Origin of the sequence: Stagnimonas aquatica, assembly GCF_003730135.1 — a bacterium.
Taxonomy (GTDB): domain Bacteria; phylum Pseudomonadota; class Gammaproteobacteria; order Nevskiales; family Nevskiaceae; genus Stagnimonas; species Stagnimonas aquatica.
In genome coordinates, this window is the sequence record NZ_RJVO01000004.1 from 306,480 (window position 1) to 329,761 (window position 23,282).

A 23,282-nucleotide genomic window follows, 5' to 3' on the forward strand; every position below is an offset into this window, starting at 1 on the left:
CGGGTGTTCCGGACGGGGAAATCTTGCCCAAAATTCACGGAGCCGCCGTCATGTTGGACACCGATCTCAAAACCCAGTTGAAGACCTATCTCGAACGGGTCACGCGGCCCATCGAGATCGTCGCCCACCTTGACGCCGGCGACAGCTCGCAGGAACTGCGGGCCCTGCTGCAAGACCTCAAGGAAGCTTCGCCGCAGATCAGCGTCAGCGAACGCGGCGCCGAGGGCGCGCGGGTGCCGTCCTTCAGTCTCGGCTCGCCGGGTGAGCAGATCGCCCTGAGCTTCGCCGGCCTGCCGATGGGGCACGAGTTCACCTCGCTGGTGCTGGCCCTGCTGCAGGTGGGCGGCTATCCCTCGAAGCTGTCGCCGGAAGTCATCGAGCAGATCAAGGCTCTCGACGGCGACTACCAGTTCGAGACCTATTTCTCGCTGAGCTGCCAGAACTGCCCCGACGTGGTGCAGGCGCTCAATCTGATGGCGGTGCTGAATCCGCGCATCCGCCACACCGCCATCGACGGAGCCCTGTTCCAGGCCGAGGTCGAGCAGCGTCAGGTAATGGCGGTGCCCAGCGTCTATCTCAACGGCCAGCCCTTCGCCAACGGCCGCATGGGCGTGGAGGAAATCCTCGCCAAGCTCGACACCGGTGCTACTGCCCGCGAGGCCGAGAAGCTCAAGACCAAGGCAGCCTTTGATGTGCTGGTGGTGGGTGGTGGCCCGGCCGGCGCGGCGGCGGCGATCTATGCCGCCCGCAAGGGCATCCGCACCGGCGTCGCCGCCGAGCGTTTCGGCGGCCAGGTGCTCGACACCATGGGCATCGAGAACTTCATCTCGGTGCCGGAAACCGAAGGCCCCAAGCTGGCCGCCGCGCTGGAGCAGCACGTCAAGGCCTATGACGTGGACGTGATGAATCTGCAGCGCGCCGAGAAGCTGATTCCGGCCGGCGCCGATGGCCTGATCGAGGTGCAGCTGGCCAGCGGTGCCTCGCTCAAGGCCAAGACCGTGGTGGTTTCCACCGGCGCCCGCTGGCGGCAGATGAACGTGCCCGGCGAGAACGAGTACCGCAACAAGGGCGTGGCCTACTGCCCGCACTGCGATGGCCCGCTGTTCAAGGGCAAGCGGGTGGCGGTGATCGGCGGCGGTAACTCCGGCGTCGAAGCGGCGATTGATCTCGCCGGCATCGTCAGCCAGGTCACCCTGATCGAGTTCGATGCCCAGCTGCGCGCCGACGCGGTGTTGCAGCGAAAGCTCTACAGCCTGCCCAACGTCAAGGTCATCACCTCGGCTCAGACTACCGAAGTGACCGGCGATGGCCAGAAGGTGAACGGTCTGATCTACAAGAACCGGGCGACCGGCGAGCTGAGCACGGTGGAGCTGGAAGGCATCTTCGTGCAGATCGGCCTGCTGCCGAACAGCGAGTGGCTCAAGGGCACGCTGGCACTGTCGCCGCGCGGCGAGATCGAGGTCGATGCCCGTGGTCAGACCTCGCTGCCGGGGGTGTTCGCCGCTGGCGACGTCACCACGGTGCCCTACAAGCAGATCGTGATTGCGATCGGCGAGGGCTCCAAGGCGGCGCTCAGCGCCTTCGATCATCTGATCCGCAGCTCGGCGCCGGAGGCGCAGAAGGCGGCGGCCTGAGGCTTCAGTATTGTCTCCCCTGCTTGCAGGGGAGATGTCGCGCCAGCGACAGAGGGGTCTGCGCGGGTCGTCGAGTGTGCGGACCCCTCCGTCGCCTTCGGGTGTTCGGCCATGCCGGACGCGCCACAGGCGCCTCCGGCAGACCGCCGAACACCGTCCCCTGCACGCAGGGGAGGCATGGCGCTTCCCTAGACGAAGCGCATCGACAGATCGACGGCGCGCAGGTGCTTGGTGATGCCGCCCACCGAGATGCGATCAACGCCGGTCTCCGCCAGCCGACGGATGTTGTCCAGGTTGGCGCCGCCGGAATACTCGATCACGGTCTTCCCGCCCGCCGCCCGGTGGGCGCGGGTGAGGCGCACGGCTTCGCGGATTTCGTCATCCGGCAGCTCGTCGACCAGCAGCAGATCGACGTTCTCGGCCAGCGCGGCGCGCACCTCGTCGAGGTCCTCGGCCTCGGTCATCAGCGGCACGCCGGCATTCAGCGCACGGGCGGCGGCCAGCGCGGCGGCGATGCCTCCGGCGGCGGCGATGTGGTTTTCCTTGATCAGGATGCCGTCGTAGAGACCGATGCGGTGGTTGATGCCACCGCCCATCAGCACCGCGTACTTCTGGGCGTTGCGCAGGCCGGGCAGGGTCTTGCGGGTGTCGGCGATGGCGCAGCCGGTGCCGGCGACCGCCGCCACGTAGGTGGCGACGGCGGTGGCGGTGCCGGACAGGGTCTGCAGGAAGTTCAGGGCGCTGCGCTCGCCACTGAGCAGGGCGCGCGCCGGACCGGCGAGGGTGAACAGCACCTGGTCGGCGGCCACGCGCTCGCCTTCGCCGACCAGCCAGTCCACCGCGATTTCCGGGTCGAGCTGGCGGAACACCTCGTCCACCCAGGGGCGGCCGCAGATCACCGCCGGTTCGCGGCAGATCACCCGCGCCTGCGCCGGGCGGTCCGGACTGAGCCGAGCGGTGTGGTCGCCGGCGGTGCCGAGGTCTTCGGCCAGCGCGGCGCGCACCGAGGCTTCCACATTGTTGACGTAGCCGGGCAGCCGGATTTCGTTCATGGCCGTGTACCTCGCGTGGGCCTTAGGCGGCGAGCAGGAATTCGAGCAGCGCCATCTGCGCCCAGAGGCGGTTCTCGGCCTCGTCCCAGATCACGCTTTGCGGGCCGTCGATGACCTCGGCGCTCACTTCCTCGCCACGGTGCGCGGGCAGGCAGTGCTGGAAGATCGCTTCCGGCTTGGCCAGCGCCATCAGCTCGGCGTTGACCGTGTAGGCAGCGAAGGCGGCGAGGCGCTGCGCTTCCTCCTTCTCCTGGCCCATGCTGGTCCAGGTATCGGTGACCACCAGGTCGGCGTCGCGCACCGCGCTGGCGGCGTCGGCGCAACTTTCCACGGCGTTGCCGGCCCAGGCCAGCAAGTCGGCCTCGGGCGTGAAGCCGGCCGGGCAGGCCAGGCGCAGCTTGAAGCCGAGCAGCTTGGCGGCCTCGATCCAGGAGTGGCAGACATTGTTGCCGTCGCCGACCCAGGCGGCGGTCTTGCCGGCCAGGGGACCGCGATGCTCGATCCAGGTCTGCAGGTCGGCGAGCAACTGGCAGGGGTGGTGCAGATTGCACAGGCCGTTGATGACCGGCACCGAGGCATTGCGCGCCAGCTCCTGCTGATCGCGGTGCGAGTCGTTGCGGATCATGATCGCGTCGACCATCCGCGACAGTACCCGCGCGGTGTCGGCGATTGGCTCGTTGCGGCCAAGCTGGGTGGCGTCGCCGTGCAGGAATAGCGCGTGCCCGCCGAGCTTGGCCATGCCGGCCTCGAAGCTCACCCGGGTGCGGGTCGAGTTCTTGGTGAAGATCATCGCCAGGGTCTTGCCGGCGAAGGGCTGGGGCAGGGCCGCTTTCTGGGCTTTCAGCGCCCGCGCCCGGTCAATGACCCGGTTGATCTCGGCGGCGGAAAGGTCGGAAAGCTTGAGGAAATGACGCGGCATGGCAGGGCACTCAAAAGAGAAGGGCCGCCTGGTTGGGCGGCCCGGGTGCGGCGGCGGAGCGAATCTCAGGCGAGATTCTGTTCCACGAACTCCCAGTTCACCAGCGCCCAGAAGTGTTCCAGGTAGGTGGGACGGGCATTGCGGTAGTCGATGTAGTAGGCGTGTTCCCAGACATCGGCGGTGAGCAGCGGCTTCTGGCCGGCGGTCATCGGGTTGCCGGCGCCCTGGGTGGAGACGATGGCCAGCGAGCCGTCGGCGTTCTGCACCAGCCAGGCCCAGCCGGAGCCGAAGGTGTTGATCGCGGCTTCGGTGAAGGCCTTCTTGAAGTCCTCGACGCCGCCGAACTGCTTGACCAGCGCATCGGTGAGCTTCTTTCCGGGCGGGGTCTGCTTGGGCGTCAGGCAGTGCCAGAAGAAAGTGTGGTTCCAGATTTGGGCGACGTTGTTGAAGATCTTGCCGGAAGACTTCTTGATCACGTCCTCGATCGACAGGTTCTCGAACTCGGTGCCGGCGACCAGCTTGTTGGCGTTGTCGACGTAGGCCTTGTGGTGCTTGGCGTAGTGGTAGTCGAAGGTCTCGGCCGACATGTGCGGCACGAGGGCGTCCTTCGCGTAGGGCAGTTCTGGGAGGGTAAAGGCCATGGCGTTTTCCTGAAAACAGGTCCTCGTGGGCTGGGATGGAACCTAGCGGGGTGCAAAAGCGGATGGGCAACATAGGCGAGCGACCCTGCAAATTCAACCTTGCCGGTCGGCGTCGAGCTGCCTACCGATCAACTTCGCGCAGGTGGGTGGCGGCCGGTGTTCATTTTTGGCACGGAACTCGCGCGTATAATCCGCCGCCTTACGAGGCACCGTATCAGTCAGCAAGGGATTCAAGGCCGGGTTTCCCGGGTCTGAAGAATCCGAACAAGGAGTTCCAGATGGACGCGCTAGAGCGCATCAAGCAGCAGGTCAGCGAAAACCCCGTCATCGTCTACATGAAGGGCAGCCCGGACTTCCCTCAGTGCGGCTTTTCCGCGCGCACCGTGCAGGCGCTCAACGCCTGCGGTGTGGAGTACGCCTATGTGAACATCTACGAGGACGAAGAGGTCTATCGCGCGCTGCCGAAGTTCGCCAACTGGCCGACGTTCCCGCAGCTCTACGTCAAGGGCGAACTGGTCGGCGGCTGCGACATCACCCTCGACCTCTACCAGACCGGTGAGCTGAAGAAGATGCTGGAAGAGGCGGTCGGTCGCAAAGCCGCCGCCTGACGCCCGCCTTGCTGGACGAAAAACCCGCCCCGATGGCGGGTTTTTTCTTGTCCGGGTTCCAGAACGCTGACATTGGCGTCAAATTTATGTGAACAAACTGTCAACCGGTGTTTCCGTGGGGCGTTCATTCGGAGTCATCCCGCCATCCGCGCGCTGTCGCGCTGGCGGCGTCCTCCACAGAACTCCGCTCGTCCTCATCCATGGAAATCAAACGCTGGCCCGCCTGGCTGCTCGGCTTCGGTCGTGCCCCGGTATTCGCATTCGCCGCCTCCGCCCTGCTGGTCGGACTGATCGCGCTGGACATGCCGGCACAGCGGCTGGCCCAGGAGGACGGCAAGCATACCTTTAATTGTCCCGCTGGCTACGAGTGGCGTGATCCGGCCGAGGTCGCCCGGCAGTTCGGCACCGTGAGCGAGTCCCACGCCGCCCGCCTGCGCCAGCACTACGGCAACCAGGCCTGCGTCTGGCGCAAGTTGCCGGAGTCGCTGCTGGAGGCCGGTGAATTCCAGAAGGCGCGTGCCGAGGCGGCTGGCGACATCCCCACCGGCCTGCTGCGCAAGGCCACCGAACAGAAGGCGGCGATGATGTCGCGCCAGAAAGCGGTGGCCAATGCCAGCGGCAGCTGGAGCGAGTACGGCAAGGGCCCGCAGATCTACAAGGAGGAGTTCTCCGGCAGCGCCGGCAACGACGGCATTCCCACCGTCGCCGGCCGTGTCGACGAGTTCGTCTATGACGAGGCCAACAAGCGCCTGTTCGCGGCGGTTGGCAATGGCGGCATCTGGCTCAGCGAGGCGGTGGATGGCGACCTCAGCACCCTCGGCGACAGCTGGCGCCCGCTCGGCGACGGTCTGCCCACCTTGATCGCCAGCGGCGTGGCCTGGACCACCGGTGGCGGCGGCACCCTGATCGCGCTGACCGGCGAGCACACCGCCGGCGGCAACACCTATACCGGTCTCGGCGCCTATTGGACCACCGACCTGGGCAAGACCTGGAATCACGCCAGCGGCGTCCCGGACGGGGCGCTCGGCTCCAAGGTGAAGGTCGATCCCTCCAATCCCGAGATCGTCTACGCCGCCACCGGCAAGGGCCTCTATCGCTCCACCGATGCCGGACGCAGCTACAGCAATGTCGCGCTGCCGGTTTCCGAGGAGTGCGCGGGCAATGCCGAGAATCCGAAGTGCCTGTTCGCCAACATCGTCACCGACGTCATCATCAAGGTGCCGGGCGGCGTTACCGACGAGGTCTGCGAGGCCGCCGGCTGCCCGGTGATCGCCGCCGTGGGCTATCGCGCCGGCAATCTGCCCTATGCCGACGGCACGCCACAGTCGCCCGGCAACGGTCTGTATCGCTCCGACAACGGCCTGCCCGGCAGCTACGCGAAGATCGCCGCGCCCGGCCCCGACCCGCTGCTGCCCTACGGTTTCGCCCCGCAGGACCGCCTGGGCCGCATCGAGATGGGGCAGGCCTACGGCCCCGAGCAGGACCACAACATCATCTACGCCATGGTGCAGGACGCGCGCCTGCTCAATGGCACCTCGGGCCCGCTGCTGGACAGCGACCTGATTCCGGGCACGCAGCTGCCCATCGAATGCAGCAGCCTGCCGGAAGGCGATCCGCAGTTCGTCTGCGAGCTGCTGGCGAAGGGGGTCAATCCGACCTACTTCAACGGCATCTACGCCTCCACTGACTTCGGCGATACCTGGTTCCGCATGGCCGACGACCTCGAACTGGTCGGCACCGGCGGCGCCACCGGCTCCTCGCTGGCGGCCACCGCCGCGCTCGGCGTCGCTCCCGGCATCCAGTCCTGGTACAACCAGTGGATCGCGGTCGATCCGACCCAGGCCGATCCGCTCACCGGTGCTCCCACCCGCATCGCCTTCGGCCTGGAAGAGGTCTGGACCAACAGCCTGCCAGTGCCCCTGATCGGCGCGCCGCAGGCGGCCAGCCCCTCGGATTTCAAGGTGATCGGCACCTACTTCGCTGGCGAGACCTGCCTGTTCCTGATCGGCAATGTCGGCGGTGTCGGCACGCCGGTCTGCCCGACCAGCAGCACCCAGATCGGCGGCCGTACCACCACCCATCCCGACCAGCAGGGTGGTCTGTTCATCCCCGATGGCGAAGGTGGCGTCTGGCTGTTTGCCGGCAACGACGGCGGCGCCTACAAGCAGCACTCCAGCAGCCCGTTGACCGATCCGCTGAGCAACGACAAGTGGGGCTCGGGCATCAACAACGGCTTCTACACGCTGATGATCTACGGCGTGTCGGTGGCCAAGGACGGTACCGTCTGGTACGGCCTGCAGGACAACACCTCGGGCAAGATTGATCCGACTACCCGCGAGCAGATCCGTATCTACATCGGCGACGGCATGTGGACCGCCGTCGATCCCGACAACGCCAACATCGCCTACTTCCAGACCCCGGGCCTGTCCTTGGTGCGGACCCTGGACGGCGGCGTCAGCAACGATTACGTGGACGACTTCGATGTCGGCACTGCCCACTTCCTGTCGCCGTTCATCATGGACGACAAGGATGCCAACCACCTGCTGGCCGCCGGTACCAAGATCGCCGAGACTCTCAACGCTTCCACCGACGCGACCTGGACCACGGTCTATGACCTGGGCAGCGATCCGGCCAGCGGCGCTGCCTTTCAGGCGCGTGGCCGCACCGCCGACGTCTATGGCGATTTTGCCTACGTGGCCGCCTGTGGTCCCTGCAATCTGGTCGGCAGTAGCAACCAGTTCCAGCGCAAGCTGGTGACCAATGTCGGCGGCGACAAGCCGCCGGCCAAGGGCACCGCCGACGGCTGGCACGATGCCGCGATGGGCGGACTGCCCAACCGCAACATCTACAACGTCCACATCGACCGCAACGATCCCAGCGGCAAGACCGTCTATGTGGTCCTGGGTGGCTACTCGACGGCGCGCTGGGCGCCCGTGGGCCAGTACGGTGACACCAACGACAATCTCCAGCAGGGCAAGAACGTCTGGGTGTCGAAGGACGCCGGCCAGACCTTCAGCTCCGTGCAGGGCAATCTGCCGGACGTGATCACCACCGCCATCCTGCGGCGCGGCAATCAGCTGATCGTCGGCACCGACATCGGCGTGTTCATCTCCAGCGACCTCAGCGGCAGCGAGTGGGTGCCTCTGGGCACGCTGCCCAGCAATCCGATCAATCAATTGGTGCTGAAGCCGGGCGACGACAGCCAGCTGTTCGCGGCGACCTTCGGCCGCGGTGTGCAGCAGTACGTGTTTCCCACCGGCGGCGGTAGCTCGTCCGGCGCCTCCTCGGGCGGCGGTTCCAGCGGCGGTTCGGGTGGCGAGTCCGGCGGCCGCTTCGGCGGCGCCAGCGGCCTGTCCCTGCTGGCGGTGCTGGCCGGCCTGGGTCTCTGGCGTCGGCGACGGCACCGCTGATCGTCCTCGAGGACTGGGCTGGCAGCAGATGGGCGGGAGCGATCCCGCCCATTTTTTTGCGCCTTGGGATCTATGCCTGATGTCGTGATGGTGTCAATTTTGCGTATAGTCCCTGGCGTCGCGGCTCGGGCTGTGCGCGCAAGCCGCCGTACAAGGAAGTTCACTCAGGTCAGGAGACTGAAGGTATGTTCACGTTGTCGATCCCCGCTCGGCTGTCTGCGGCGTTCCGTCTGCCTGCGGCCGGGTATGCCGGTCTGCTCTCGGTGCTTGCCGTCTCCGCCGTGCTCTGGCAGTCGGGAGCGCCTCGGAGCCCCGAACAGGGCAACTGCCCGGCGGGCTACACGGCCCGCGATCCACTGGCGGTATCGCAGCAGCTCAACCCCGCGTATGCGCGTCAGCATGGCGACCGTATCCGCGCCGAGTTCGGCGACCGTCTCTGCGTCTCCGCGCACCTGCCGGAATCGACCGTCGAGGTGGCCCTGAGCCGTCGCGATCTGGCCGACATGAAGTCGGCCCCGGCCGGCGCGATGCGCCGCGCGGTGGAGCAGAAGGCCGCGCTCAGCGCCAGCCAGGCCAAGGTCAGCAACGCCAGTGGCCAGTGGCAGCCCTACGGCCAGGGGCCGCAGGTCGGCGACCCGGCCTACAACAGCGCCAATGCGGTGATGGGCCACACCCAGGTGATGGGGCGCACCGACAATTTCGCCTACGACCCCGAGCACAAGCGGCTGTTCGCCGCGGTCGCCAATGGCGGCATCTGGGTCAGCGAAGCGGTGGACGGCGACCTCGCCACCCTCGGCAACCTGTGGCGGCCGATTGGCGACAAGCTGCCGACCCTGGTGAACAGCGCCGTTGCCTGGACCCCGGCGGCGGGTGGCCGGGTGCTGTCGCTCACCGGCGAACACACCATGGGCGGCAACTCCTACGTCGGCCTCGGTGCCTACTGGAGTGATGACCTCGGCCAGACCTGGCACCACGCCAGCGGCGTGCCGGACGCCGCCTTCGCCTTCAAGCTGGCGGTGGACGAGTCCAACCCCAACATCATCTACGCCGCCACCGGCAAGGGGCTGTTCCGCTCCGACGACGCCGGCAGCAGCTTCGTCAACGTCAAGCTGCCGGTTTCGGAAGAGTGCGCCGGGGTCGAAAGCCTGGGCCCCTGCCAGTTCGCCAACTTCGTCACCGACGTGGTGGTGAAGAAGCCGGGTGGCAGCACCGGCATCGAATGCGGCGCTGAGGGTTGCCCGGTGCTGGCGGCCGTCGGCTTCCGCTCGGGCGCCGCGCCGTACCCGGACGGCAAGCCGCAGTCGCCGGGCAATGGTCTGTACCGTTCCGACTCCGGCAAGGCCGGCAGCTTTGCCCGGGTCGGCAGGGCCACCCCGACTGGCCTATCGCCCTTCGGTTTCGCGCCGAACGAGCGCCTCGGCCGTATCGAACTGGGCAATGCCATCGGCGACGCCCAGAACCACGATTACGTCTACGCCATCGTCCAGGACGCGGTCCTGCTCAATGGCGGCTTTCCGCTGATCGACATCGACGTCGGCGATCTGCCGGCCGACCTGAGTTCGATCTGCGCGTTGCTGCTCGGCAACATTCCCGACGGCGGCATCGGCCTCAGCCCGCTGGTCTCGACGGTCTGCGAGCTGCTGGGCCTGGTGACCATCAGCTCCACCAACTTCAACGGCCTCTACGCTTCTTCCGATTTCGGCGATACCTGGACCCGGATCACCGACGACCTCAGCCTGCTGCTCAACGCGCCGCTGTCCGGTTCCTCGCTGGTGGTGCCGATCCCGCTCGGCGTCGGCCCTGGCATCCAGGCCTGGTACAACATGTGGGTCAAGCCGGATCCGACCCAGCAGCTGGCCGGCATGCCGACGCGCCTGACCTTCGGCCTGGAAGAGCTGTGGAAGAACCGCCTGCCGCTGCCGCCGCTGGGGCTGATCGAGAGCCTGCCGGTGGGCCTGGATGTATTCGGCACCTACTTCGCGGGTGACACCTGCCTGTTCCTGATCGGCTCGCCGACGCTGCCGGTGCGTATCCCGGTGCCGGTCTGCCCGACCTACGACGGCCTCATCAACGGCACCACCACGCATCCCGACCAGCAGGACGGCATCTACATCCCGGACGGCGAGGGCGGCGTCTGGCTGTTCGCCGGCAACGACGGCGGCGTCTACAAGCAGCATTCCAGCGGCCTGCTCGACGACTTCACCAACAACCAGTGGGGCGACGGCGCCAACCAGGGCTTCTACACCCTGATGCACTACGGCATCGCGGTCGCCAAGGACGGCACCGTCTACTACGGCAACCAGGACAACGCTTCCGGCAAGATCGAGCCCGATACCCGTCGGCAGGTCGGTCTCTGGATCGGTGACGGCATGTGGGCGGCGGTGGACCCGGACAACTCGCAGACCGCCTACGTGGCCACGCCGGGGCTGTCCATCGTCCGCAGCACCGACGGCGGCAAGACCGCGACCAGCATCTACACCAGCGCCGATTTCGGTGCCGGCCACTTCCTCTCGCCCTGGACCATGGACCCGCTCGACGCCAACCACCTGGTTGGCGCTGGCACCAAGGTGGCGGTGACGCTGAATGCATCCACCGACGCCGAGTGGACGACGGTGTTCGACCTCGGCGTCAACGCGGCCAACGGCGCGGCCTACCAGGCCCGCAACCGCTCGCTGGACGTGCGCGGCGAGGCGATCTACGTCGGCTTCTGCGGCCCCTGCAACTTGGCCGGCGCCGATGCGCAGTTCCAGCGTGGCCTCGCCACCAATGTCGGCGGCGACAAGCCGCCGGCCAAGGGGAGCGCCGACGGCTGGCACTTTGCCAAGGCCGAGGGCCTGCCCAACCGCTACATCTACAACGTCCACATCGACCCGCAGGACAGCAAGACCATCTACGTGGCGCTGGGCGGCTACTCCTCGGCGCGCTGGGCGCCGCCGGGCCAGTACCTCGACAGCAACCCGGACATCGGCACCGGCAACCTGTTCAAGTCCACCGACGCCGGCGAAACCTTCGTCAACATCAGCGGCAATCTGCCGGACACCGTGGCCAGCGCGGTGATCCGCCGTGGCTCGCAGCTGATCGTCGGCACCGACCTGGGCGTGTTCATCTCCAGCGACCTCAGCGGCAAGGAGTGGGCGCCGCTCGGCGATCTGCCCAGCGTGCCGGTCAACCAGCTGGTGCTGAAGCCCGATGACGACAAGCAGCTGTTCGCCGGCACCTTCGGGCGCGGCGTGCAGCTTTACGTGTTCAACGATGACGGCGGCTCGTCCTCCGGTGGTTCGTCGTCCGGCGCGTCCTCGGGCGGCTCTTCCAGCGGCGGCTCCTCCGGCGGCAGCCAGGAAGGCCGCTTCGGTGGCGCCTTCGGCCTGCCGCTGCTGCTGGGCCTGAGTGGCCTGCTGCTGCTACGCCGGCGATACCGTCCAGGGCGCTAGCTGCGCCGCAGGCAGCAACAAGAACGCCCGCTGTTGCGGGCGTTCTTGTTTGCGGCGGGTTCCGCCGCTGCGGTCGGGGTTATGGTGCCGGCGAAACCGCAGCCGCCCTAGGCGGCGAGCATCGCCTCCGCCACCTCGCGGCGCGTGCCTTCGCCGCAGAGCTTCTCCACCAATTGCAGCGAGAAGGCGAGGGCGCTGGCCGGGCCCTGGCCGGTAACCGTGTGGCCGTCGCTGACCACCGGCAGGTCGACGTAGTGCAGGAGGCTGTCGCGGAACGCCGGGTAGCAGGTGGCCTGCTTGCCGTCGAGCAGGCCGTGCGGTGCCAGCGCCAGGGCCGGCGCGGCGCAGATGGCGCCGATCCAGCGGTGCGCCAGGCGTTGCTGGCGCAGCTTTTCGATCAGCGGCGCGTGCGCGCCCAGAGTGCGGGCGCCGGCCTCGCCGCCGGGCAGCACGATGAGATCGAACGGGTGGCTGGCGACCACGTCGTAATGGCTGTCGGGCATCAGGGCGATGCCACGGGTGCCGTTGACCGGGCTGTTGCCCAGGGCCGCGAGCGTGACCTTGACGCCGGCTCGACGCAGGACGTTGACGACGGTGACGGTCTCCAGCGATTCAGAGCCATCGGCAACCACCACCAGGGCCGTCTTGGACGCTTTTTCCATCGGGTTCTCCTCGTCTGCTCAGGGTTTTTATTGTTCTGCCGCCTCGGCATCTTGACCCAGGTCAGTGCCGCTGCGTTTGCGCTCAACATTTGGTCGTACGCAGGGCGAGTGCCGAACGCAAGGTTGTTACAATGCCGGCCTTCAAGTTCGCACGATACCCCAAGGACGCGAATACGCCAGAGGAGCGCATGGAATACCGCCACATCAAAATCCCGACTACGGGCGAAAAAATCACCATCCAGAACGGCAAGGTTGTCGTCCCGGATCAGCCCATCGTCGGTTACGTCGAGGGCGATGGCATCGGCCCCGACATCACCAAGGCCTGCTTGCGCATCTGGGACGCGGCCGTCGCCAAGGCCTACGGCGGCAAGCGCAAGATCCACTGGTGCGAAACCTATCTCGGCGAGAAGGCCGCCGGTCTCTACGACGGCAACTACTGCCCCGATGAAACCCTGAAGGTGCTGCAGGACCTGGTGGTTTCCATCAAGGGCCCGCTCACCACCCCGGTGGGCGGCGGCTTCCGCAGCCTCAACGTCGCGCTGCGTCAGGACCTCGATCTCTACGCCTGCGTGCGCCCGGTGCGCCACTACGCCGGCGTGCCCAGCCCGCTGAAGACCCCGGGCAAGGTCGACGTGGTGATCTTCCGCGAGAACACCGAAGACGTGTACGCGGGCATCGAATACAAGTCCGGCACGCCGGAGAACGAGAAGGTCGCCAAGTTCCTCAAGGAGGAGATGAAGGCGAAGTTCTTCGAGGGCGCCGGCATCGGCATCAAGCCGATCAGCTCTTTTGGCTCCAAGCGCCTGGTGCGCAAGGCCATCCAGTACGCCATCGACAACGGCCGCGAGTCGGTGACCCTGGTGCACAAGGGCAACATCATGAAGTTCACGGAAGGCGCCTTCCGTAACTGGGGCTACGAAGTCGCCCGTGAGGAGTTCGGCAACGTCACCATCACCGAAGAGCAGCTCTACGGCGAGTACAAGGGTAAGCAGCCGGAAGGCAAGATCGTCATCAAGGATCGCATCGCCGACATCATGTTCCAGATGATGCTGCTGCGTCCCGACGAGTTCGACGTGCTTGCCACGCCCAATCTCAACGGCGACTACTTGAGCGACGCCATCGCGGCGGAAGTCGGCGGCATGGGTATCGCCCCGGGCGCCAACATCGCCGACCACGTCGCCGTGTTCGAAGCCACCCACGGCACCGCGCCCAAGTACGCCAACCTCAACAAGGTCAACCCCGGCTCGCTGTTGTTCTCCGGCGTGATGATGCTGGAGTACATGGGCTGGCAGGAAGCTGCCGACCTCATCACCCTGGTCTACCCGGAAGTGATCGGCGACGGCATCGTCACCTACGACTTCGCCCGCCAGATCGAAGGCGCCACCGAAGTCGGCACCAGCCAGTTCGCCGACGCGCTGATCGAGCGCATCCAGGGCGGCGTGGATCTCGAAGCCAAGCGCAAGGCCCAGGCCGAGCAGTTGGTGAAGGAGCGCAAGCAGCGCGAGATTCGCCGCCTGCTGCAGCCGATGGAAGAGATGCTCGACACCGGTCGCGTGCCGCACACCGTCGCCGACCTGATGACCCGCACCCTCATCACCGTCACCGACAACGAGACGGTGGAAGAAGCGATGCATGTGATGACCGAGAACGATGTCTCCTCGGTGGTGGTGGAGCCCAACGCCGCTGGCGAGTGGGGCATCATCACCCGCCGTGACATCATCGCCAAGATCGTCCGCGCCGGTAAGTCGCCCAGCGCCACCAAGGTCAAGGATGTCGCCACCCGGCCGCTCAAGTCGGTGCCGGCGGAAACCCTGATCCAAGAGGCTGCCGCGATGCTCGCCGACCACAACTTCTCGCGCCTCACGGTCGAGCAGGGCGGCAAGATCATCGGTATCGTCACCGAGACCGACATCGTCAAGGCCGTCGAGAAGTTCGGCTGGGGCCTTGATCAGGCGATCTGATTGCGAGGCTTTTGATTGTGTTCCCTCTGCCCTCGTGGGAGAGGGTCAGGGAAAGGGGGAGGGCGACCGCAAGGTCGCCTTTTCCATTTCGGAGCAAGCAAAACCAATGAACACCACCCTGTTCGTCATCGGCGACGAAATCCTCTCCGGCAAGCGCCAGGACAAACACCTCTCCAAGGTCATCGAACTGCTCGCCGCCCGGGGCATGGCCCTTTCGGCAGCGGAGTTCCTCGGCGACGACCCCGCCCAGATCGCCGCCGCCATCCGTCGCGTCAGCGCCCGTGGCGATCTGCTGCTGTCCTGCGGCGGCATTGGCGCCACCCCGGACGACTGCACTCGCCAGGCGGCGGCGCTGGCCTTCGATCTACCGCTGGAGCGCCATCCGGAGGCAGTGGCCCTGATCGAGTCCCAGTACGGCGAACGCGCCTACCCGCACCGCGTGATCATGGCCGAGTTTCCGCAGGGTTGCGGCCTGATCCCCAATCCCATCAATCGCGTCGCCGGCTTCCATGTCGGCGACGCCCACTTCGTTCCGGGCTTTCCAGAGATGGCCTGGCCGATGCTGGAATGGGTGCTGGACGAGCGCTATCCGCAGCTACGCAATGCCGAGCCGCCGGTGGAATACCGCCTGCGGGCCTACGACGCTGGCGAGGGCGATCTGCTGACCCTGATGGAGGAAACGCTTGCCGCGCATCCGGGGCTGAAGCTTTCCAGCCTGCCGTACCGCGCCCGACCGCACGAGCCGGCGCACATCGAGTTTGGATTCAAGGGCGCACAGGCGCAGGCGGCCAGTGCGTATGGGCTGTTCGAAGCGGGCTTGAGCGCACGTGGTTTGCGGCTTGAGCCGCTGAAAAGCCCCTGGAAAGTTTAGGTTTTTCCACGGCCTCAACGAGGCGGTCGAGAATCCCTTCGTAGAAGCCTCCGGGCTCAGCCGACATTTCTTCGCGATAGCCCGTGGCGGCGAGTCGCTGCTTGCTGATGGTGGCGATTTCCCGTCTTGCGACATCTGCTGATCGGTGTCGCCAGGGTTACCGTTTTCGCGCGATTGACGTGGTTTTGCGGGCTGGCTGAGGTTCGTCCCCGATCGGACAATGCCTTGCCATGCAGGCGTTCTTCACTTGAGGAAAGTTGATCGGCGTCAATACGGCGCCGTCCCGGGCTCACTAGCTTGGCCTCACGGCAATAAGTCCCCTGCATCGCGGCGGGCGACGGGCCGTGGCGGCACTTTCGGAGCGCAGTCGATGCAAGCAGCAGCCTCTCTTTACGAACGTATCGGTGGCGCGGAAGCCGTCCGCAGCATGGTGGAGCAGTTCTACCAGCGCGTGCTGGCCGACGAGCAACTGGCGCCCCATTTCCGCCACGCGCCGATGAGCAAGCTGCAACACATGCAGACCGAGTTCTTCAGCGCCGCCCTCGATGGCCCCAGCCTCTACAGCGGCCGCCCGGTCCGCCACGCGCATGCCAGCCTCAACATCTCCACCCAGCAGTTCCAGCGCTTCGTCGCGCATCTGTTCGAGACCTTGGAGAGCTACGCGCTCTCCGACGCCGACCGCTACGAAGTCATCGCCCGGCTCAATACCTATACCGACGATGTGGTGGGGACGACGGACCCGTTGTGAGGTGGGAGGCGGCCGCTCTCGGTGGCCGGCTGGTAGCCCGGATGAAATCCGGGATCGGACTGCCAAACTCGCAAAGTCCCGGATTGCATCCAGGCTACGCTTGCTGGAGCGAGCGGTGCGTCGTGCGCCCTCAGCCGCCTCTAACGCTGCTGCAAGATCGGACTCCGACGCTGCGCCGCGCTCGAATTGCTCGCGAACCTCAACGGCACGCCGGCTTGCCTCCGGTAGTAGCGACCAAATGCGACGGCAGCATGCACAAGCAAAAAGCCGCTGAGCGGACGTTACCGTGCCGGCGCGCCGCAGCTCTCGCTCCACATCAACTGCAATTTGGTTTGGCATCTGCGCGCCTAACGCCCAAGCTAAGCCGTGGACTCGCCGGAGGCGGGGCCGTCGGCTTGAGCGCTTTGTTGGGCCGGACTACTTAGCTCGTGCTGGTAGCCTTCGTTGAGCCACTGCTCTATAGGCATATACGTCTGTTCTGTGTTGTCGTCGAAGTAAACCCAACCGCCGCAGTTGGTGCTCAGCCGCCGCAGTTCACACACATGCTCACTCGTGATATCGAGATGCCCGTAGCGAAAAGGACCCTCCGTTACTGCTCTCCAAAGGTGGTGCTCAAGATCTTGCATCCAGCCAGCTCGATACGCGCATTCAGATAGTGAAGACATGTAGCTAGAAAGTGCGCGCTGCGAATCTGAGTCAAGCATGGCTTTTAGGCCCAACGCCCAAACTCAGCCGACGCGGAGCCGCAGCGAAGCGGAGGCGTAGCGGTCGGCTGGAGTGCCTTGTTGGACCTAAAGCTCACGCACAACCTCTGCTGGCTTCTTGTTGTTGCCGGCAGCATCAGCCAGCGGGAACACTTTGCCGCACGGCTTGCAGTAATAGCCCCAACCAGCATCGTATTCGTCGTAGGTGGCGACTGGCTTCTGACACGAAGGGCAATGCGGATTCTTTTCTGTGTCCCAATAGATTCCGTATTTCAGGCGTAGGGGAGATTTGCGCGTCACGTAATAGATGAGCAGCGCGAGCAGAACATTTATAAGAAGTGACGCGAGCATTAACGCCAACAGCACCCGATTAGAAAGTGCGTCCACCAGCGGCAAAGCAATTGGTGCCAGTTGTCCGGCCACGTAGACGAGCAGAACCGACAATGCCGCGACGGCGCACTCCGCGGAGTGCTTGATGATTTTGTCCCAGAACTTCCCCACTGCTTTCTCCCTTTAGGTCCAACGCCCAGCTTCAGTGGCGGCCTCGCCGAAGGCGAGGACGTCCACTGGAAGCACTTGTTGGGCCTTTGCAATTGCGAGATTCACCAACTAGCTCTTTGCTTTAATGGAGCAGTTCCAGTTTGGCCAGTCATCGCCTTTGCCGCGATTGTTCTGCCATTGAAGCGGTTGGAGATTTGCCAAATCATCGGTTCCTCCTTTAGCAAGAGGCTTGATGTGGTCGATTTCCCAGCCATTGCCACCTTCGATGGTGTCTCCATGCTTGGAGTATTCCATCCACGCGCCGCAAGTATCCTTTCTGAAACGATTGGCGTCTTGGCCCGCTACTGCCGTCCCCTTTTGCCATACAGCAGCAATCTCTTGTGCCGTCCAAGCTCCACCTCTCGAGTTTCTATTTGGCATTTCCAGCCCTCCCGTTAAGTGCTACGTGTGGTTGACGCTATATCTACCGATCCTGTTCCTAGACGCATGTTAGGTCGTAACTGTTTTAGGCCCAACGCCTAAGTTAAGCGGCGGGCGAAGCCCGTCCGCTTGAATGCCTTGTTGGGCGATGCGCTCATGTACCGTGCTGAAGCTGAGTGCGAACTGCCCATGCGACAAAAGCGCAGGCAAGCATGATTGCAAAGGACGCAACAACGCGCTTACGTGCGACCAAGCCTAGTGCGGTGAAATTGCTGGACCGCAGATAAGCAACCGGATTTAGGAGGCTGAGACGAGACGTGCCCGGTTGCAATGAGTTGTTTGCTACCCACCAGAAATACATTGCTGCGGCCCAAGCGCACAGGCTCGCTACCGCTGCAAAGCCGTGGACGACCTCAAGTGCTGCTCTCATAACGCCCAACGCCTAAATTAAGCGGCGGGCGAAGCCCGTCCGCTTGAATGCCTGGTTAGAGCGATGTATTGCGATGGTCGCAAAAGCGAACAAAGCAAAAGCCAAACCCCAGAACCAAATTTGAACTAACGCTTGAGATTGCAGGCTTTGCGCCAACGATGCCGTGGCACTGTAGATGTTCTTTGCTACTGCGCCATCTTGTGGCAACGGATCTAGCGCCGACACAAGTTCTTGTTGGTAGCGCGAAGTAAGAAAACTTCTAGCGGAGAAGATGAAGCCGATAGAAGCCAGGACGCTGCCAGCTGCGGTGGCGATGTAGGAAAATTTCAGAGTCATGTCTTTACCGCTCTAACGCCTAAGTTAAGCGGCGGGCGTAGCCCGTCCGCTTGAATGCTTTGTTGGGCAATAGCTTCACTCGAACTCCATCCAAGCCCAAAGCCGCCCGTCTCTTTCAATCTTGTGCTCTACATCAGCTCGCGCTCCAACCGCTGTGTTGAAGAAGCACGCATAGAGGTGCTCGAAGCCTGGAGGCAACGGCTCACCGTACATGTCTTCAAAGCGGGTGACGTGTATTGGATTGGCGTGAGGTTCAAGCGGCACTTTGAGTGAGCCTCTCAGCGCGGCGCTCGTGAATGGCAGCACCTTGCTGCGGAGCAACTCGGCGACTCGACTAGGTTTCAATGCAACCAAATACTCCTGGAGATCACGGGCCTCACGAATGAGGCGCAGACCATCGACCTCAAGTGCGTAGCGAGTATTGAGGTCTAGCTCAACAAGTCTTTTCATACAGCCCAACGCCTAAGTTAAGCGGCGGGCGAAGCCCGTCCGCTTGAATGCCTGGTTATGTTGCAACACGTTGCCTCCGCCGATACGTGCGAATGCCAAGGCCAGCCAAGAGCAAAAATAGAAGCCAGCCGCCGCCGCAGATAAATAGAACGGGCAGGAAGAATGGACTGAGCATGACTGAAGAAACGTATTCGGTTTTTGAGCAGTCCCAACCGGCGTCAAGTAAGCCGCAGCGACCGTTGTAGCCTTGAAGCAGAACAAAAACCTCAAAGCAGACGAGCGCGACGATTGGAGCAACTGCCAGAAAAGACCACGCAATTTTTCTGCTCACAGGATGCTCATGCTTTTGCAACATAACGCATGGAGTTCAGCGGCGCCGAGCGAAGCGAGGGAATGGCCGAAGGCCACGTCCGCTGCAACGACTGGTTAGAAATTGTTATCACGCGATCCCTGCCCCTGAGCTACTCCCCCTCGCCAAAAAAGCGCCCCTTGAACCCAATGAGCGCTCCTTACAAAGCCTCTGAAATTTTGTCCGTATCAACTTGTTATGCGGCACAATTTCAGAGGCTTTGTAATAGCACACCAAGCGGTCATTCATACAGCTCAAAAAGATGTCTACGCTGTGCGGCTTTGCCCCAAGAATTACCCGCCGAAACCGCCTAACAATTACTAACGCCAATTAGATGGAACACGGATCGCCGCCTAATCTGGCGGCACATCCGTATAATCTGGAACGAGAAAATACAACGCGCTGAATCCATTGAGGATTCGTCGAAGCGCGGATGCGAAACACGGAACACAGGGTGGACACGCTCTTGGCTCCCAATGGTTCTATGGGCCGGGATTCCCGTCACCGGCCTTTATGAACGCAGTATGCGCCGCCTGCCCCGGTGTTCCGCAAGAGGGCAGGTCGCAAGCGCGCTAGCCGCGCGCGGTGTCGTTGGCGCAGCTCAGCCCTTGCGCGGCGGCAGCAGCATCAGCGCCGAAACCTTGCGCATGTGCTCGCGGTAGGCGGGGCGGCGCTCGCAACTGCGTTCGTCCATGAAGGGCACGCTGACGAACACGAACATCAGGTTCATGGTCAGCGCGCCGGGTAGCACCCACCACCAGGCCTGCGGTGCGGCGGCGAGGCCGAACAGGGCCAGGCCCCACCAGAAGCTCAGTTCGCCAAGGTAGTTGGGGTGGCGTGACCAGGCCCAGAGGCCGGTCTTGATGAACTCGCCGGGCTGCCGGCGCGCGATGAAGGCGTGCAGTTGCAGGTCGGCGATCAGTTCGATGCTGATCGCGCCCAGGGTGACGGCGAAGGCCAGCGCATCCAGCCAGCCCAGCGGCGCACTGCCCTGGCTCATCACGGCGTAGATCGGCAGGCAGCCGGCGAACACCTGCAGGGTGGGGAAGAGATGGATGCCGCCGAAGTCGGCCAGCGTGGCAAAGCGGCCGGCGCGGGCGCGGACGATGGGGTAGCGCCAGTCTTCGTGGTGCAGGCCGCCCCAGTACACCGACCAGTTGGTGGTCAGGCGGATCGCCCACAGCCAGACCAGGCCGATCACCAGCGCCGCACGGGTGGGTTCGAAACTGCCGGGGTTGGCCCAGTACCAGTACACCGCCAGCAGCGGCGGAATCACGCTCCAGTAGGCGTCGTAGAAGCTGGAGTTCTTGTAGGCGTAGCTAAAGCCGAAGATCACCACGGTGGCGAGCACATCGGCGGCCAGCGCGTCCCAGGGTTGCGGCAGGCCGCTGCCGCCGAGCAGCAGAGCGGCGCCGGCGGCGACGCAGAGCAGGTAGGAAACCACGATGGGTGCGAAGTCGCTGCGGCTGGCCATGGTTCATCCCCCTCAGGATGGGTCGGCGTTATCGGGATTGAGTGCGGGGACTATGAGGGGGGCGTCAGGGCTGGGGCCTACTCTGAGCGGAGTAGGGTTTGGGGCTTGCCGGGTGCGGTGGGCCAAGGCGCGCCAGGGGCAGGGCCGAACGCCCCCACCCTAGCCCTCCCCCGCTCGCGGGGGAGGGGACTTTGGCTTGTGGGTTTTGGTAGCGGCGAGTGCGGGCTTTACTGGCGCGGCTGCACGCGGCCTACACAACTGGCGTAGGGCGGCTGGCCGCATTGGCAGAGCGGGTTTTCCCGCGCCGGGCAACTGGCGCTGTAGCTGCGGCCGGAGCAACTGATGCGGCAGGTGTTGCCGCTGCTGCTGCTGGCGGCCGCTGGGCCGGCGGTCTGCTGCACGCCATTGGCGCCCACCGACTGCGAGCCGAAGGGGCCGGCGCTCTGTTGGACGCCGCCGGGGCCGACGCTCTGCTTGAACGGCCCCATGCTCTGCTGCACACCGCCGGGTCCGACGGTCTGCGAGCCGAACGGCCCGGCGTTCTGGCTGACGCCGCCCGGCCCGACGCTCTGCTGGAACGGGCCGGCGCTCTGCTGCACGCCGCCTGGACCGACACTTTGCATGCAGGCGTAGAACCCGCAGGTCACCAGGATTATTGCGACGCGCACGAAGTGCTTGCGGATCATTTCTTGCCCTCCCCAGGCGGTTGTTGTGCCTCGCATCCTAAGCGCGCGGGCTCGGCGGCCGGTAGTGGCTGCCCGGCGCGGGCGTGATGGGGCTTAGACCGCTCCAGACTTCTTCAGCAGTCTGGCGATCGCCTCGGCGATCTGCCGGTAGCCGGCGGCATTGGGGTGGACGGCGTCGGACTTGCTGTCGCGGTCACCAAGCACGTCCGGGATCACCTCGGCCTCCAGCGGCAGGCCGAATTCCTGCGCCAGCGCGGCGTAGCTGGGCTCGGCCTTGAGGCTGAGCAGCTTGGGCTCGGGCACGCCTAGCAGCAGCACCGCGATGCCGCGTCCGCGAATCTCGCCGATCATCGCCGCCAGGTTGTCGCGCATCGCTGCGCGGTTCTGCTGGCGCAGCATGTCGTTGCCGCCCAGGCAGAGGATCACCAGTTGCGGCTGGTGCTCGTTGAGCGCCGCCGGCAGTCGCGCCAGGCCCTCGGCGCTGGTTTCACCCGGCACGCCGGCATTGATGACGTGCCGCTGCACCAGCGCCGCCAACTGCGCCGGGTAGGCCAGCTCGCGCGTGGTGCCGGTGCCGAAGGTCAGGCTGTCGCCAAAGGCGAGGATCACCGCGTCATCGGGCAGGCGCGCCATGCGCGGCGGCTTGTCGCCGCAGGCGCTCAAGCCCAGCAGCAGCGCCAAGCCCAGCGCGCAGACGGCAAACCAGCGGCGGGCGGAGTCGCGGCGCATGGCCAAACGGCGCCTCAGGCGCGTAGACGGCGGGTCTGGAAGGTCCGCCAGCCGTTCTCGACCAGACCGATGGCGAAGGCGGCGAGGCCGGATTCGGTGGGACGCGGCGCGCGACCTTCGCCGATGCGGCGCAGTTGGCGGGTGTACCAGGCCACTTCCATCAGCGCCATGCGGTCGACCATGGCGATGCCGGTGCTGATCGGCCGCACCTGATGGCGCGGCGCCTGGCCAGCGAGCAGGCGGTTCGGCAGGTCGGGTTCCATCGCCATCGAGCGGGCGATGCCGACCAGATCCACCGCGCCGCTGGCGATGGCCTCGGTCATGCCCTCGGCGCTGCGGAAGCCGCCGGTGAGCATCAGCGGCACCGACACCGCCGCGCGCGCCTTTTCGGCGAACTCCAGGAAGTAGGCCTCGCGCCGGCGGGTGCTGTCCTTCACCTTCTTGACGCCGGTCATTACCGGCGCCTCGTAGGTGCCGCCGGAAATCTCGATCAGGTCGATGCCGGCCTCGGCCAGTGCCCGCACCGTGTCCAGCGATTCCTCCTCGGTGAAGCCGCCGCGCTGGAAGTCCGCCGAGTTGAGCTTGATGCCGATGGGGAAACCCGCGCCCACCTGCCGGCGCATCTCCGCCAGCACCGCCAGTACGAAGCGACGGCGCTTTTCAGGGCTGCCGCCCCAGGCATCGCTGCGCTGGTTGTGGCGCGGCGACAGGAACTGGCTGACCAGATAGCCGTGCGCGCCGTGAATCTGCACGCCGCCAAAGCCGGCCTGCTTGGCGATACCGGCGGCGCGGCCGTAGCGCTGCACCAGGGCCTCGATCTCCTCGGCGCGCAGCTCGCGCGGAGTGGCGAAAAAGCTCGACATCTCCGGCCCGAAGGGGATCGCCGAAGGCGCCACGGTTTCGCGGTTGAGGCCCTTGGGGGCCTGCTTGCCGGGATGGTTGATCTGCATCCACAGCGCGGTGCCGTGGGCGCTGCCGGCACTGGCCCAGCGGCGCAGGGCGTCGAGGTCGCGCTCGTCTTCCACCACGACGTTGCCGGGCTCGCCGAGGGCGTTGCGGTCGATCATCACATTGCCGGTGATGCACAGGCCGATGCCGCCCTGGGCCCACACGCCGTAGAGGCGTTCCAGCTTCTCGCCCGGGCGGTTGTCGAGGCTGGCCAGCGCCTCGCTCATCGCCGACTTGGCGAGGCGGTTCTTGAGGCTGATGCCGCAGGCGAGCTGCAAGGGCTGGGCAAGGGTCTGGACGGGGGTCATGGAGGCGCTA

Annotated in this window: 20 protein-coding genes; 7 read left to right on the plus strand and 13 right to left on the minus strand. The window is 65.3% G+C overall.

Features of this window, described 5'->3' with window-relative positions; genetic code table 11:
• Positions 1 to 50 precede the first annotated feature (50 nt).
• The gene (gene ahpF / locus ED208_RS10960; RefSeq protein WP_123211934.1) at positions 51 to 1,634 is read left to right on the plus strand and encodes an alkyl hydroperoxide reductase subunit F; all 1,584 of its coding nucleotides are present in this window, start codon (positions 51 to 53) and stop codon (positions 1,632 to 1,634) included.
• Positions 1,635 to 1,822: 188 nt separating this feature from the next.
• Here ahpF and nadC read toward each other — a convergent pair whose 3' ends face one another.
• From nadC to ED208_RS10975, 3 genes are all read right to left on the minus strand, one after another.
• On the minus strand, positions 1,823 to 2,686 hold the full coding sequence (nadC, locus tag ED208_RS10965) for a carboxylating nicotinate-nucleotide diphosphorylase (RefSeq protein ID WP_123211935.1): 864 nt from the start codon (positions 2,684 to 2,686) through the stop codon (positions 1,823 to 1,825).
• Positions 2,687 to 2,708: 22 nt separating this feature from the next.
• Positions 2,709 to 3,605, minus strand: a complete 897-nt coding sequence (argF, locus tag ED208_RS10970) for an ornithine carbamoyltransferase (RefSeq protein WP_123211936.1) — start codon at positions 3,603 to 3,605, stop codon at positions 2,709 to 2,711.
• Positions 3,606 to 3,670: 65 nt separating this feature from the next.
• Positions 3,671 to 4,246: a superoxide dismutase gene (locus ED208_RS10975; RefSeq protein WP_123211937.1), complete on the minus strand. Its 576-nt coding sequence runs from the start codon at positions 4,244 to 4,246 to the stop codon at positions 3,671 to 3,673.
• Between the two features lie 278 nt (positions 4,247 to 4,524).
• Here ED208_RS10975 and grxD point away from each other — a divergent pair, with 278 nt between their 5' ends.
• The 3 genes from grxD (at position 4,525) to ED208_RS17330 (ending at position 11,695) form a co-directional block, all read left to right on the plus strand.
• Positions 4,525 to 4,854 (plus strand): Grx4 family monothiol glutaredoxin, encoded by a 330-nt coding sequence (gene grxD / locus ED208_RS10980; protein ID WP_123211938.1) that lies wholly within the window; start codon positions 4,525 to 4,527, stop codon positions 4,852 to 4,854.
• Positions 4,855 to 5,054: 200 nt separating this feature from the next.
• Complete coding sequence (locus tag ED208_RS17325; RefSeq protein WP_158608517.1) at positions 5,055 to 8,264, plus strand: WD40/YVTN/BNR-like repeat-containing protein; 3,210 nt, start codon at positions 5,055 to 5,057, stop codon at positions 8,262 to 8,264.
• 185 nt (positions 8,265 to 8,449) lie between these two features.
• Positions 8,450 to 11,695, plus strand: a complete 3,246-nt coding sequence (locus tag ED208_RS17330) for a beta propeller repeat protein (protein WP_158608518.1) — start codon at positions 8,450 to 8,452, stop codon at positions 11,693 to 11,695.
• 107 nt (positions 11,696 to 11,802) lie between these two features.
• Here the strand turns inward: ED208_RS17330 and ED208_RS10995 are convergent, their stop codons facing one another.
• Entirely contained in the window at positions 11,803 to 12,357 is a 555-nt protein-coding gene (locus tag ED208_RS10995; protein WP_123211939.1) for a DJ-1 family glyoxalase III, read from the minus strand.
• Between the two features lie 188 nt (positions 12,358 to 12,545).
• Here ED208_RS10995 and icd point away from each other — a divergent pair, with 188 nt between their 5' ends.
• From icd to ED208_RS11010, 3 genes are all read left to right on the plus strand, one after another.
• Positions 12,546 to 14,318 (plus strand): isocitrate dehydrogenase (NADP(+)), encoded by a 1,773-nt coding sequence (gene icd, locus ED208_RS11000; RefSeq protein WP_123211940.1) that lies wholly within the window; start codon positions 12,546 to 12,548, stop codon positions 14,316 to 14,318.
• 106 nt (positions 14,319 to 14,424) lie between these two features.
• Positions 14,425 to 15,189, plus strand: a complete 765-nt coding sequence (locus ED208_RS11005; RefSeq protein ID WP_123211941.1) for a competence/damage-inducible protein A — start codon at positions 14,425 to 14,427, stop codon at positions 15,187 to 15,189.
• A gap of 370 nt (positions 15,190 to 15,559) precedes the next feature.
• Positions 15,560 to 15,937, plus strand: coding sequence for a group I truncated hemoglobin (locus tag ED208_RS11010; protein WP_123211942.1), 378 nt, complete (start codon positions 15,560 to 15,562; stop codon positions 15,935 to 15,937).
• A gap of 791 nt (positions 15,938 to 16,728) precedes the next feature.
• Here ED208_RS11010 and ED208_RS11015 read toward each other — a convergent pair.
• From ED208_RS11015 to ED208_RS11040, 9 genes are all read right to left on the minus strand, one after another.
• Positions 16,729 to 17,142 (minus strand): hypothetical protein, encoded by a 414-nt coding sequence (locus ED208_RS11015; RefSeq protein WP_123211943.1) that lies wholly within the window; start codon positions 17,140 to 17,142, stop codon positions 16,729 to 16,731.
• A 108-nt stretch (positions 17,143 to 17,250) separates the two neighbouring features.
• Entirely contained in the window at positions 17,251 to 17,436 is a 186-nt protein-coding gene (locus tag ED208_RS17470; protein WP_199720593.1) for an HNH endonuclease signature motif containing protein, read from the minus strand.
• Positions 17,437 to 18,004: 568 nt separating this feature from the next.
• The gene (locus ED208_RS17100) at positions 18,005 to 18,328 is read right to left on the minus strand and encodes a hypothetical protein (protein ID WP_148044736.1); all 324 of its coding nucleotides are present in this window, start codon (positions 18,326 to 18,328) and stop codon (positions 18,005 to 18,007) included.
• 75 nt (positions 18,329 to 18,403) lie between these two features.
• Positions 18,404 to 18,778 (minus strand): hypothetical protein, encoded by a 375-nt coding sequence (locus ED208_RS17105; protein ID WP_148044737.1) that lies wholly within the window; start codon positions 18,776 to 18,778, stop codon positions 18,404 to 18,406.
• Between the two features lie 55 nt (positions 18,779 to 18,833).
• Entirely contained in the window at positions 18,834 to 19,109 is a 276-nt protein-coding gene (locus ED208_RS17110) for a hypothetical protein (RefSeq protein ID WP_148044738.1), read from the minus strand.
• Between the two features lie 619 nt (positions 19,110 to 19,728).
• Complete coding sequence (locus tag ED208_RS11025) at positions 19,729 to 20,601, minus strand: DUF1295 domain-containing protein (protein WP_123211945.1); 873 nt, start codon at positions 20,599 to 20,601, stop codon at positions 19,729 to 19,731.
• Between the two features lie 227 nt (positions 20,602 to 20,828).
• Entirely contained in the window at positions 20,829 to 21,287 is a 459-nt protein-coding gene (locus tag ED208_RS11030) for a hypothetical protein (protein ID WP_123211946.1), read from the minus strand.
• A 93-nt stretch (positions 21,288 to 21,380) separates the two neighbouring features.
• Positions 21,381 to 22,016, minus strand: coding sequence for an arylesterase (locus tag ED208_RS11035; protein ID WP_123211947.1), 636 nt, complete (start codon positions 22,014 to 22,016; stop codon positions 21,381 to 21,383).
• Between the two features lie 14 nt (positions 22,017 to 22,030).
• Positions 22,031 to 23,272, minus strand: coding sequence for an NADH:flavin oxidoreductase/NADH oxidase family protein (locus ED208_RS11040; protein WP_123211948.1), 1,242 nt, complete (start codon positions 23,270 to 23,272; stop codon positions 22,031 to 22,033).
• Positions 23,273 to 23,282 lie beyond the last annotated feature (10 nt).